This window comes from Murimonas intestini (assembly GCF_024622195.1).
GTDB classification, from domain to species: domain Bacteria; phylum Bacillota; class Clostridia; order Lachnospirales; family Lachnospiraceae; genus Murimonas; species Murimonas intestini.
Window position 1 is genome coordinate 175325 of the sequence record NZ_JANKBI010000008.1, and the last position, 12722, is coordinate 188046.

The 12722-nt window shown below is 43.7% G+C and carries 10 protein-coding genes; all 10 read right to left on the bottom strand.

The annotated features are described in order from the left end of the window. Positions 1-42 precede the first annotated feature (42 nt). Positions 43-1758 (bottom strand): cache domain-containing sensor histidine kinase, encoded by a 1716-nt coding sequence (locus NSB28_RS13410; RefSeq protein WP_109625833.1) that lies wholly within the window; start codon positions 1756-1758, stop codon positions 43-45. Then, entirely contained in the window at positions 1755-2888 is a 1134-nt protein-coding gene (locus tag NSB28_RS13415; protein WP_109625834.1) for a response regulator transcription factor, read from the bottom strand. The genes NSB28_RS13410 and NSB28_RS13415 overlap by 4 nt, the downstream gene beginning before the upstream one ends. A 161-nt stretch (positions 2889-3049) precedes the next feature. Next, positions 3050-3361, bottom strand: a complete 312-nt coding sequence (locus NSB28_RS13420) for a type II toxin-antitoxin system RelE/ParE family toxin (RefSeq protein WP_109625835.1) — start codon at positions 3359-3361, stop codon at positions 3050-3052. Continuing rightward, positions 3358-3636, bottom strand: a complete 279-nt coding sequence (locus NSB28_RS13425) for a type II toxin-antitoxin system Phd/YefM family antitoxin (protein ID WP_109625836.1) — start codon at positions 3634-3636, stop codon at positions 3358-3360. The genes NSB28_RS13420 and NSB28_RS13425 overlap by 4 nt, the downstream gene beginning before the upstream one ends. A 153-nt stretch (positions 3637-3789) precedes the next feature. Beyond that, complete coding sequence (locus NSB28_RS13430; protein WP_109625837.1) at positions 3790-5538, bottom strand: glycoside hydrolase family 3 protein; 1749 nt, start codon at positions 5536-5538, stop codon at positions 3790-3792. A 39-nt stretch (positions 5539-5577) separates the two neighbouring features. Further along, positions 5578-7872: a glycoside hydrolase family 2 protein gene (locus tag NSB28_RS13435; RefSeq protein ID WP_257497791.1), complete on the bottom strand. Its 2295-nt coding sequence runs from the start codon at positions 7870-7872 to the stop codon at positions 5578-5580. Positions 7873-7885: 13 nt separating this feature from the next. Continuing rightward, entirely contained in the window at positions 7886-9253 is a 1368-nt protein-coding gene (locus tag NSB28_RS13440) for a carboxylesterase/lipase family protein (RefSeq protein WP_109625839.1), read from the bottom strand. A gap of 19 nt (positions 9254-9272) precedes the next feature. Next, positions 9273-10031, bottom strand: a complete 759-nt coding sequence (locus NSB28_RS13445; RefSeq protein ID WP_109625840.1) for a response regulator transcription factor — start codon at positions 10029-10031, stop codon at positions 9273-9275. Positions 10032-10051: 20 nt separating this feature from the next. Beyond that, positions 10052-11770 carry a sensor histidine kinase gene (locus NSB28_RS13450; RefSeq protein WP_109625841.1) on the bottom strand — a complete coding sequence of 573 codons (1719 nt, stop codon included), beginning with the start codon at positions 11768-11770 and terminating at the stop codon, positions 10052-10054. A 62-nt stretch (positions 11771-11832) separates the two neighbouring features. Then, complete coding sequence (locus NSB28_RS13455) at positions 11833-12717, bottom strand: carbohydrate ABC transporter permease (RefSeq protein ID WP_109625842.1); 885 nt, start codon at positions 12715-12717, stop codon at positions 11833-11835. Positions 12718-12722 lie beyond the last annotated feature (5 nt).

Here is a 12722-nt window from a genome sequence, read left to right on the forward strand (position 1 = left end):
TTGCTGTTGCGGCTGACTGCAGGCAATTTTTGTCTGCGGAAATTAAAAGCAAATATATACAAGAAGCCCTCTCTCAGGGATGGATTCCAGCCATATTTCCGTGGTGTCCCCATACAGCAGGACAAGGCGTTTACGGATATTGGAGAGCCCGATTCCCTGATCCTCTCCCTCATTCTGGTTTATCTTTTTATTGATCTCATCAATTTTTTCTTTATCCAGGAAGACTCCTGTATTCTGTACTTCGATAGCGAACCGCTCTGTTTTCCGCAGTCTCAGGTAGATATGACGTATTTCATCCTGGCTGCTTCCATGTACGAAGCAATTCTCAATTATGGGCTGAAGGATAAATCTGGGAAATGTAATGTCCTTGATGTCTTCCGGACATTCCAGATTAAATTCCATCCCGCTGCCATAGCGGATACGCATCATTTTCACATAGTTGTCCAGAAACTCCAGCTCGTCTCTCAATTTCCAGGTAAAACTGGGATTGCGGAAAATGGGCATGATGATTTTGCAGAGAGTCACAAGAGAATCTGCCACTTTGGTATTATTTGTCATCATGGCCATCCAGCGGATGGAGTTCAGAGAATTATAGAGGAAGTGAGGATTGATCTGATATTGCAGAGCCCGAAGCTCCTCCCCCGCCTTCTCTTTCTCTGCCGTCTGCAGCCGCAATATATAGCCTTTCAGCTTTTGCACCGTGAAATAAAACTGTTCATTCAAATGGTCAAGCTCCGGCCAGCCCACCTGGGCGGGTTTTCCAATGTCCAGCTGTTCTTTTCCCACCATCTCCATCTGATCCATAAGAATCTGGATAGGGCGCGTATATTTCCGGTTCCAGATCAGACAGAAACCCAAGACTCCAAACATCGCAAGGACACCGGAGATGAGTCCCACATTCCGGATGTCATGGGCTTCTCTTAAATATTCATCCTTTGGGATCATGTCCACCAGCTTCCACTGGTGATAGCTTATGGGATATTCGATATTCTGGTCCTGTCTGTCAGGACTGTACTGCGTCTCCAAAAGCTGTTTATCCGTGCAGGAAATGATCTTGCCTGAACTGTCCACCAGAGCTGCACGGCTTCCATTATAAGACACAGTCTTATAGCTTTTTTGTACCGCCTCTTCGTCCAGAGCCACTATAAGATACCCATCCTCCTCCGGTTCCTCAGCCTCGCCAAGTGACCTGATGCCCAGAAGCACCGGTCTGTTGACCAGACAGTATAAAGGAGAATCTTCAGGAAGCTCCAGCTCCGCCCCCGTAATCCATGCCACGTAGGGATAGACTTCCTTGCTCTTCTTCATGGCAGCTGCAACATGGCTGCTTGTCTCTATCTTTCCTGTCCTGCTCTTTTTTTCAACAGTGGAAACCACACTTTTACCGTCCCCGTTCACCACTGCAAAAGCGTACAGATTATTATCAGCATACATCCTTTGGTCAAAATTCCACACAATTTTCTGGATAGTAACGGAGTTTTCGCTCTTACTTGGAAATACATCATGATAAAACTTCCAGATCAGGTTATCGTTGGCAAACTTCATCAGATAATATTCCGCATTTGCTATCATGACCCTTAAATTGCCCTCGGTCTCCTGAAAACGCATATTGACAATCTGCTCGTTAGTGGCCGTCAGCTTCTGCACGAAATAGTAATATGTTCCTCCAAACAGCAAAAAAATCACCAGCAGAACGGCTCCAAATATGCTCAGAAACCATCTCGTCTTCCAATTCAGTCTTTTTCTTTTTGGCCTCATCGATTCTGCTGCCTCCACTTAGCCGGTGAAACTCCTGTGGCTTTCTTAAATAAACGGCTGAAATATTCAAAATTGCGGAAACCGTTCTTCTCTGCAATGACCGCAATCTTAAAGTCGCTGTTCTTCAAATCCTCCATAACTGCCTTCAGCCGTATTTCGTTCACAAATTCCACATAGTTCTTTCCGGTCTTTTTCTTAAACAGATGTGAAAAATAGCTGGGGCTGATCCCCAGAATGGAGGATATGTCCGTCAGTGTCAGGTTCTCCTGATAATGTCCCTGTACATAGCTCACCGCATCCTGGATAACCTGATCGTTCTCCCACTCTCCGGCCCCTTCTTCCCCGGCCTTCTGAATTCTCTGATAAAGCTCCCTGAGGCTCTCTTTTGGCTGGCGCATCCTTCTTCGGATCCAGAAACGGACTCCCAGGAAATCTTCCACGGAATGGTTAATCCGTTCACAGACGTTTTCTGAGATCCTCCTCTCCCCGGGAAGCAGGAGGCAGAATTCCTGATCTTTTGTCTGAACGATGATCCCCTCCGGCACCTGACGCCGGACCAGGTCAAAGACAAATTTCATTGCCAGGCTGTTAATTTTATCCTGATCTTCCTCCTTAAGGCTAAATACATGTATTTCCTGGATTTCTTTTTCCATGGGCCATTCCGGGTCCTGCTCCGTACCCGACAGATAACCCGCCAGGCGCATCTCCAGGCTCTGGGGCTCCTTACTCTCCTTTAAAGCCCGGCGTCCCGCCTTCTCCAGATATTCCTTCGTCTTTTGAAGGACCTGGAAAATTTCTTCCATGGTCATGCTGGCCTTCAGAATATAAGCAATGATCTTATACGGAATCATTTTCCGCAAAGTCTCAAAATCATCCAGACAGGACAGCACAATAATCGCACATTCCTTGTCCAACTCCCTGATCCGCTGTATAAGCTCAAAGCCATCCATGCCTTCCATGCGTATATCCGTGATCACCACGTCTGGGCGGATCTCCTGAAACAGTTCAAAGGCCCGGACGCCATTGTCCGCCTGGGCCGTCAAATCCATGTCGTACTTGTTCCAGGGAATAGAATTCTGTAATCCCAAACGTATCAACAATTCATCTTCTGCGAATAATACCCGGTACATATAGTCGCTCCCTCCACACTGTTCAGGGTCATCAGGCCTTGCGGCCATGACGCTTTTTCGTGTCTCATGAAGTTAGTATAACATAACCTTCTGAATTTTGCGACCTTAACCCAATAGATGCAGTAAATGCACAGACCTGCTGAATAGTTAAATTGAAATAGTTAAATTAAATTTCTATATTCACGCCTGCTGTCAACTACTGCATAAATTGTTACGATTTTTTCTTTTGTATTAATTTTATAAAAAACGAGATGTTTCTCAACAACCAATACTCTGTATCCCTGCCGCTGGAGAGTGACATATCTGGGCAGACTCCCTGATTCAGGGAAGTCCTCCAGCTTCTTAATACTCTTTTCAATTTTATCCAGATAATTCAAAGCTATCATAACATCTCCTGAATCATCTGCTATATAAAAAATAATATTTCTTAATTGCTCATCGGCCGTAGCTGTTCTGATAACCCTGTACTTCATATACTTTTCTTCTCCATGAGAGCTGCCCTGATGTCATCAAAGGTATCTTGTACAGGCGCAGTCCTTCCCTGGGCAGCATCCTCCTCAGCCTGAGATAATGTTCTCAATAATTCCAGTTCCGACTGCATCTGGTAAAACTCCTGTAATCCTAAAAGTACGGTATCTCCCCGGCCATTTACAGTAATAATGATCGGTTTCCTGTTTTCATGGCATTCCCTTGATATCTCACTATAATGATTCCTTAAATCCTTAGACGGCCTTATTTCAGCATTCATATGCGCACCTCCTTATAGTCATATAATATCACTCTATGTCTATATTGGCAAGATTTATACTTTAAAGTTATCATAAAAGAGATCCAATTCCTCTTTCTGGCGTTCAATTGTATATTTCTGCCCACGGCCGCAAGGCCCATGTTCAAGCATGCCCTAATACCGTGTATCCTCACGTCCGCAGAATACCGTTTCATTTGCAGTTCCTTTAAATTCAGATTTCCCGCAGATTTTTTCAATGGCTGCACGAATATTCTCACGGTTCTCTCCATATGCATTTACATAAGTATGCACCTGGGGAATGTCGATTAAATGATTTGTATAGTTCAGACTGACAGCAACGGTGGGAACCTCTTCCACGTACCAGGGCATCTCACAGGAATGGTTGCAGCTCCAGCGCATGCGGACCACATTCTCCTGGGCATAGCCTCTCACATTGATAAATAGAAAAACCACATCGTATTTTTGCTTAAACACTTCCCTTGAACCACAATTTAACATCTTGATGAAGTTCATTTGAGAAACACCATTGTGCCCCTCCAGATCATAATAATTTGGTGATTGGTCCACTTGAAATCCTGCTGCCTCTAACTCTTCAGTAATCACGCATCGTACGGGATCTCCCGAATATGCTTTACTGTTTGGTGTACTCTGGACGTAAACCAGCAGTGCTCTCTTTCTTTCGTTTGTGCTGATTGGCAGGATACGGTCAGTATCCTTCACAAGAGTAATCCCTTCATCAGCGGCCTTTACAGTATAGCTGTGATGCTCCTTTGTTCCTACCCACTCTTCAAGGTATTTTTTATCTGTGAAGCGGATATCGTCACGATATAATTTCAGATGTGCCTTCATACCGATAATCCTGTGAAGTGCATCTGAAAACCGTTCTTCTGTCACTATTCCCTTTTCCAGTCCTGCCTTAAAATAAGCCATATCTTCTTCTATATCATTTGCAAACAGGAACATATCACATCCTGCCGCAAAACAGCGGGGTACGGCATCCTCCCGTTTCATTACGGCCGCCATGCCGATCATATGAGAAGCATCGGAAATGATAACCCCATTGAATCCCATCTTTTCTCTCAGAAGGTCTGTCAGTAATTCCGGTGCCAAAGAAGCTGGCATTATATCTCTTCCTTTAATTCCGGGACGGAGTTTTCTGCTCATTTTAGGAAGTGCGATCTGACCAGTCATAATTGTCTCAAGCCCTTCATCAATCATAGTCTGATATACTCTTCCAAAAGTCTCCTCCCACTCTTTTGGGCTTAATGTATTTTGTGCCAGCGCCAGGTGGGGATCCAATTCATCTACTCCATCCCCCGGGAAATGCTTGCAGGTACATGCCATATTCGGATTTGCAGCTTTAACTCCTCTGATGTAAGCCCTGACATTCTCTATTACCTTGTCTGCATCGCTGCCAAAGCTCCTGGTGTTTACAATAGTATTTCTCCAATTCATAAAAATGTCCGCCACAGGATTGAACAGCCAGTTTACGCCAATTGCGCTGGCCTCCTTTGCAGCTACATATCCCATATAATATGCCGTATCTGCTGAGGCAGCCGCACCTGCCTCAGCTGCGGTTGCCACAAAAGTTCCTTCCGGAAAGCACCCATTTCCGCCTTCATCACAGTTTGCTGCTATGAATACCGGCACCTTACTATATCTTTGGAACAGCATGTTCCGCTTCCAGGCATCTGCTTTATTTCCCCCCTGCCAGCGATGGCCTCCCTGATGATACTTCTCAACAGCTGCTTTAATTGCCTCTTCATTAACACCTGGCTCAGCCTTTAATAATGTAAAGAGCTGGCCTGTTTTCTCATCTAACGACATCCCTGCAATCGTGTCTTCTACCCACTTGATCTCTTCCTCATTCAGGTAAAATGGTTTTTCTTTTAAATTTACCATCTGATAATCTCCTATTATCTGTACCTCAAGCGGCCTGCACTAATCCTGTTTTTTAATCTTGTTCAGCCGCTCATTTACTATATAGATCAGCTCATCAGGAAGCATCTTTTTAATATGATGCCATATACCCGCAAAGCTCATTGGACCGCCCTTGTCCATTCTGGAAGCCATTGCAGGATTACTAATTGACAGGGGCCTGGCAACAAGCTCCTGTATAATCTGAAAGCCTTCCTTATATTTGTAGACCTCTTCCATTGGGTCATAGACAGATAAGCACCCCTCATTTACCACAAGCTCCTTATTGTCTGCCCTGCCCGGATTGCCGGCCTGTATACCTGCAAACCACTGTGTCACTGCCTCTGATATATTTTTTGTTTCTTTTAGTATATATTCCTCAGGGACCTGTTCCACCTTTTCAAATACTAATGAATCCATAAAGCCTTCCGGCGTCTTCACTAAAATTTCATTAAATTGTCTTGTCAGACTCACATCCTTAAATTCAAAAATTGTTTTCCCGGAGAGCTCTCCGGTAAACACCCCATTTACCCACAGCTCTACATGCTCCAGATTACTGTACGCTTTGATATTTATTTTGCCGTCTGCATGCTTTGTAAATCTCTCCCCACAGAGATAGACAAAAGGCTCTCTGCTCCAGCAGGCTTTATAAAAATAAAATGCCTGCTTTTTAATTTTACGGTCATAGGTCACCAGACCCTTATTATTTCGTCCTCTGCATCCGCCTTCATCTCTGGCATCTGCAGCAAAGTCAAACATATTCCACAGCCATGTGGCCCAGAGATACGGTCTTGCCTCAAAAGCCTTTTCTGCCTTTTCATGCACCAGCGCCTGGTATTCTTCACTATAATCCTTCACCCTGGGCTGTTCACTGTGCCAGGACAATATGCCCTCAGCGCCATATTCACTGATGGCCAGGGGTATTGCCGGTATTTGTCCATGCCTCTCATCGCAGAATGCTCCATGGTCATCCGCAGTTCCCTCATACCAGCCATTATATTCATTGTAGGAGGTGACATCTGTGATATGAAAAAGCGGACTGCCGGTTTTGGTCATGCCAACATTGGCAATAGCTGTCAGCCTTGTGGGGTCCAGCTTTTTTGCCAGCTGATCCAATTCTTTTAAGATTGTATACATGGCTTCTGATTCCCCGCCGATTCCAACTTCATTGGCAATTCCCCAGAAGCAGACAGAGGGATGATTATAATTCTGCAGCACTAATTCCTTCATCTGTTCTCTTAAATTATCATCGGCCTCTTTTCTTTCATCATGGACGCTGATAAATGGTATCTCAGCCCAGACCACCAGCCCGTTTCTGTCACACAGGTCATAAAAGAACGGGTCCTGCTGGTAGTGGGCAAGGCGAACTGTATTTGCTCCGATCTCACGTATCAGCGCCATATCCTCCAAATGCTCTTTTTCTGTGATCGCCCATCCCATATTTTCCCGGTCCTGATGGCGGCAGACACCACGAAGGGGATAGGAAGCTCCATTTAAGAAAAATCCCTCCTCTGCGCTCACAGAGAAATCCCTGAAGCCAAATGATACACATACCTCATCAGCAATCTCATCTGTACTTTCCCCGCACAGAAATACTTTTGCCTGATACAGATACGCACCCTTCGTTCCATTCCAGAGTTTCAGATCAGGCACATGTAATATATAATGCATTGCTTCTGATATTTGAGATTCTGCAGCACATTTTCCGTCAGCATCATAAATCCGGGCATAGCTTCTGCCTTTGCCGTTCACATAAGCATCCACCTGAACCTTCCCGTCCGGAGATGGTGTAATAAATACACCATCACAGCCAAAACATGCCACATCAAAATGAGATGTGCCTGAAAAGCAGATCAATTCCACACTCCGGTATATCCCTCCAAAAAATGTAAAGTCTGCCTGTCTGGGATAAACCGGCAGCTCATTACTGTTATCTGCCCTCACAAAAATCTCATTTTCTCCCTCCTGCAAAAATGGCGTCAGTTCAAAAGCAAAAGAAGAAAAACCGCCCCGATGCTCTCCCACATACCGGCCATTGCACCATACCTGCGCCAGCTTACTTACGGCGCCAAATCTCACATAAACTTCCTTCCAGCCTTCTTCCGCCGTAAAGGTCTTTTTGTACCAGGCAGCTCCCTGATAATAATCATTTCCTCCATCCTGCCCATCCAAAGCATTCCAGGTGTGGGGAAGATCAACGCTCTCCCAGCCCGGCGTTTCACCTGGTATAATCACATTTTTTCCTGACAGTAAAGCATCCTGATCCAGTTCCCCTTTATAAAATCCCCATTTATCATTCCAGTTAAATATTGTTCTCACATTCCACCTCAATTTACTTGTCTGCATCTAATACCTGAAAATATGGTTCCTCTTTCGTACATGGCTTCCACTCATCTTTTCCTTGTTCATTCGGGTTTCCTGTTTTCATAAAATTGCTCCAATAAGATATCATTTTTTTTGAGAGCTGATAATCCGCCGCCTCCAATGGCCTCCAGCAGTAATCCAGGCTTCCAAATACATACCAGAGCTCTGCAGAATGAAATGCCCCGCTTTCATCCCCCGGCATTTTCCTGTCAAAATAGTACACGTATGCTGAATTTGAATCACGCATATTTGCCATCCGGGCAAAGGCAACGTCTCCCTGATGCATCAAATTTGTTTCCGGAGATACGTCCGGCTGGCCTTCTGCCGTAAGATCATTTGCATTAGCTCCTAACATATAGGAAACGTGATGATATTTTCCTTCCTCTATCAGAAGGTTTCCATCTTTTTTTAATAGTTCTCCATCGATCACAGGTACAAAGGGGATTCCCTTTTTCTGTTCAAAAGATGATGCTGTCACCTTTCCAACTGCCTGCATCAAGTCTTTCGCGGAAGTTTTATACAATGCATCTAACGCTGCCTGTCTCTTTTCTTCACTTTCCATCCACTCTTTACCATGGATACCCAGCGCCTCCAGCAGCTCCTCTGCCATCTCAGATGCCTGTTCGATCCGGCGGTATTCTGCCAATGGATTTCTGTAACCGCCTCCGCTTTGTAAGATCATACGCTGATATAAGCCCTCTGCTTTTTCAGTAACAGCTAAAGCCTGAAGGCTCATAGCCCCGGCGGACTGTCCAAAAACCGTGATGTTTTCTTTATCACCGCCAAAATTAACGATGTTTTCTTTTACCCATGTAACAGCTTCTAACTGGTCCCACAATCCATAGTTGCCGCCAGCCTCATTCTCACCTGTCACCCCCAATAGTGGATGGCACAAAAACCCAAAGGCTCCAAGGCGGTAATTGATAGTTACTACGATCACGCCGGATTTTGCCAATTCATTGCATACAAACGGCAGATTGCTTCCGGCTCCCCCCATAAAGGCCCCGCCATGCACATATATGGCTACCGGCAGGTTTTCTTCCGCCCTGTTTACAGGAATCCAGATATTTAAGTAAAGGCTGTCCTCACTCATGGGCAGGTCAAATTCAGGGTTGCTGTAAAACTCTTTATGGTAGAATCCTCCTCTGTCCGGTCCCTGCATACTGCGGAAACGGAACTTGTCCGCCCGGTAAATCCCCTCCCAGCTTTCAGGTTTTTCCGGCTTATGAAAGCGCAGCTTTCCTACCGGCGGTTTTGCATAAGGTATCCCTTTAAAAATCTCGCATCCATTTTCCGTAATACCTTCTATTTTCCCATATTTTGTCGTTACAATCATATCGCAATCTCTCCGTTTTCTACTTTGTCTGCTGTCTGTACTCCTGAGGCGTCATCCCAACCTGCTCTTTAAATATTTTTGTAAAATAAGATGAATATGTGATTCCAACGCGGGCTGACACATCTGTAACAGATAAGCTTGTCTTGGTAAGGAGCTGTTTTGCAACAGCTACTCTCTTTTTAATAATATAGTCTGTCAATGCCAGACCTGTTTCTTTTTTAAAAATTCTTCCCAGGTACCCGGAACTCACATGTACCATAGCAGCTAATTCATCCCGCTGGATATTTCCCACTGATAAGTTCTCTGCAATGATCTTTTTTACCCTGCTGACGATCTCCTCTGAATCCTCCCGGGTACAATCTTCCGCCAGCTCCGACAGATCCACTGTCTTTTCTTTTACAAGAATTTTATTTTCTATTTCATATATGATTTTTTCCAGCTCATCATAAGGAACAGGTTTTAGCAGATAATCCTCCACTCCCAGCCGGAGCGCCTCCTGGGCATAAGAAAATTCAGCATGTCCTGTGTAAAAAACCGATTTGATTTCAGGTTTGTTTTCTTTGACCCACTTGATTAATTCCAGACCATTGCCATTTGGCATCTCGATATCAGTGATAATGATATCCACAGGATACATCTGCATCATCCTTATGGCAGTGTCCTTGCTGTGGCACTTATATACCTTATCAACATTCAGGCCTTCCCAATTGACACCCTCTTCCAGCCCCAGAAGCGCCAGTTCCTCATCATCAGTCATTAATACGTGAAATTTTCTCATATCCTTCTTCTTCCGCCTTTCTACTCTAAATCTGCATCATCCACTGCTATGTATGGAATTCTCAGAACAGTAACCGCACCATTGTGATTTTGAAGCTGGATCTCTGCTTTTTCATCATAGATTAATTTTAAACGGCGGTACACATTCGTCAGCCCAATGTGGCCTTTTTCGTTTTTCTGATCCCAATCCAGGGAAAGAAGCTCATCGCTGTACCCCTCCCCGTTATCACATATCCTGATGATCAGCTGTTCCTTCGTTTCATCTGTCTCCACATGAATGGTGATCTCACAGTTTTTCTTCGTAGTAAATGCATATTTCACGCTGTTTTCTACAAAGCTTTGGATAATGAACGGCGGTATCAGTGCGCTCTTTATCTCTTCCGCCACCTCTATCCGGCAGGAGATCTGCATTACATAGCGTATTTCCTGGATTTCCATATAGTAGCGGACATGCTCGATTTCCCGCTGCAGCTCCACCAATTCACTTGCATCACGGAACATATATCTGGAATAATTTACAATTGCTTTTGATATCCTCTGGATTGTTTCATAATCCTTCCGTTCTGCCAGTGAATAGATAATATTTAGTACATTGGCGTAAAAATGCGGCTTGATCTGAAGCTGCAAATACTGCATAGTAGCTTTCTGCGCCTCCAGTTTTACCTCATATTTTTCGATCTTCAGCTTCTTTATCCGCCCGATCATATGGTTGAACGCCCGGACAAGCTGTGCAAGTTCTATTATTTTAGAATCTTCTTCAACCGCTGCATCCAGTGCACCTTCTGCAATCTGATTCATGGTTCCTGAAATATTCTCAATTGGTTTTTCCACATAACGGTAGACGACATAGAAGGAGCCTGGAACAATAAACATCAAAACTAAAAACATTATCATAAACAGTATACGGAAAATCCACATCTGGCCTATAATACTATCTTTTTCCGTCAGCATGCCAAAATAATATCCTGTTTTATCTGAAACGTACCCTGTCTGCAGATATTGTTTATTGCCGGCTGTAATATAAGAGCCTTCCTGATCGGGAGTGACCACACACTCAAATGGTTTTGACTTAAAAATGACTGTTCCATCTTCTTCTGCCGCAAAGGAAATACTATTATTGTCATACGCTGCATACTGCAGTGTAGAAAGTATTTTCTCTTCTGATACTCCAATCACAAAATAACTGTCCTCAATTTTGATCAGGCGGATCATATAATTATACTGTTCTCCATTACAGATCATATAGCGCCCCAGACTGCCAATTTCACTATTTTCAATTATCTCACTGATGATCTGTTTTACCTCTCTGCGCTTCAGATAATTATCGGCCTTTCCCGCTTCCAGCCATGCAGGCTCATCTTCTCTGTCTGTGTAGATCATAATGAAATCTATCATGTCAGAAAAAACCACGATACTTTGCAATGAGGTTACGACAGTATTGCGGATCGCTGCAAGCTCTACCGGATCTGTCTCATTTTGCAGCGAATGATAAAGCTGTGATGTAGACTGGGTAGTCCCGCTGTACAGGGCTTCATAGATAAAGCTGTCTACAATCTCCAATGACTCTTCAATTCCATTTGAAGCAATGTAAATACTTTTCTGTACATTTCCTTCAGCCTGTTCTGTCAGCATCTTAACCATATAAGATTGTAAGAGGAGATACACGATGGTGAGAAATAAGAACATTCCAATCCAGTATCTTCGCAAGCATCTCTGCAGTGAGACCTCCTTTTTAACCATCCTGTATCTCCTCCTCTTCACTTGTGGAATTCCGTGCCCGTATTTTGCCTATAGGACAAAAATCAGCCCTTTACTGCCCCAATGGTAAGCCCCTTCATGTAATACTTCTGAAAAAACGGATAAAGAGCGATCATTGGAAGCATACCCACCACAGCTACTGCCATGCGGATACCCAAAGTTGGAATATTTGCCATATCTGTAGCTATACTTGAGGCATCCATGGACTGCGCCAGATATTGTACATTAGTGAGCATATTATTTAGTAATGCCTGGACACCGACTAAATTCTTATCTGTAATAAAGTATAAACTATTCTTCCAATCATTCCAATACATTAAAGCATTCATAAATCCTATCGTTGCAATTATAGGAACGCTGAGCGGGAGCACAATTTTAAAGAAAATCCCAAATTCCGACATACCGTCGATCCGTGCGCTTTCCAGGACTTCTTTTGGAATATTGTTCTGAAAATATGTTCTGGTGATCATAATATGAAAGGCACTGCACAGCAAAAACGGTAAAAGCAGCGCCCAAATAGTATTTTTGATATGAAATATATTGCTCCACATCATATAACTGGGAACAAGCCCGCCTGAAAACAGCATTGTGAAAAGAATAAAAAAGCTTAATATCCTTTTTCCTGGAAGCCCCGGCACCGTTAAAATGTAAGAAACCATTGTGGTAACTATGACGCTCAAAACTGTCCCCACTATAGTCACAAAAACTGTAACCATATAGGAGTGAAAAATACTTCCTTCCCCAAATATGAATTTATATGATGTAAAATCAATATTTTTAGGGAATATAGTATATCCATATTTTATAATATCCGCCTCTGATGAAATGGAAGACATGATTAATAATGCCATTGGAAAAACAACTGTTATTCCCAGGATTATCATAAACACATGTGCAAATATCTGAAACCCGGTATCTTTTCTTACCATTATTT

What these genes read in the sequence shown, in the direction of transcription:
- NSB28_RS13425 (WP_109625836.1), bottom strand. Translation starts at nt 3,636, where the DNA reads ATGAATGCTGAAATAAGGCCGTCTAAGGATTTAAGGAATCATTATAGT.
- NSB28_RS13430 (WP_109625837.1), bottom strand. Translation starts at nt 5,538, where the DNA reads ATGGTAAATTTAAAAGAAAAACCATTTTACCTGAATGAGGAAGAGATC.
- NSB28_RS13445 (WP_109625840.1), bottom strand. Translation starts at nt 10,031, where the DNA reads ATGAGAAAATTTCACGTATTAATGACTGATGATGAGGAACTGGCGCTT.
- NSB28_RS13415 (WP_109625834.1), bottom strand. Translation starts at nt 2,888, where the DNA reads ATGTACCGGGTATTATTCGCAGAAGATGAATTGTTGATACGTTTGGGA.
- NSB28_RS13420 (WP_109625835.1), bottom strand. Translation starts at nt 3,361, where the DNA reads ATGAAGTACAGGGTTATCAGAACAGCTACGGCCGATGAGCAATTAAGA.
- NSB28_RS13440 (WP_109625839.1), bottom strand. Translation starts at nt 9,253, where the DNA reads ATGATTGTAACGACAAAATATGGGAAAATAGAAGGTATTACGGAAAAT.
- NSB28_RS13410 (WP_109625833.1), bottom strand. Translation starts at nt 1,758, where the DNA reads ATGAGGCCAAAAAGAAAAAGACTGAATTGGAAGACGAGATGGTTTCTG.
- NSB28_RS13450 (WP_109625841.1), bottom strand. Translation starts at nt 11,770, where the DNA reads ATGGTTAAAAAGGAGGTCTCACTGCAGAGATGCTTGCGAAGATACTGG.
- NSB28_RS13455 (WP_109625842.1), bottom strand. Translation starts at nt 12,717, where the DNA reads ATGGTAAGAAAAGATACCGGGTTTCAGATATTTGCACATGTGTTTATG.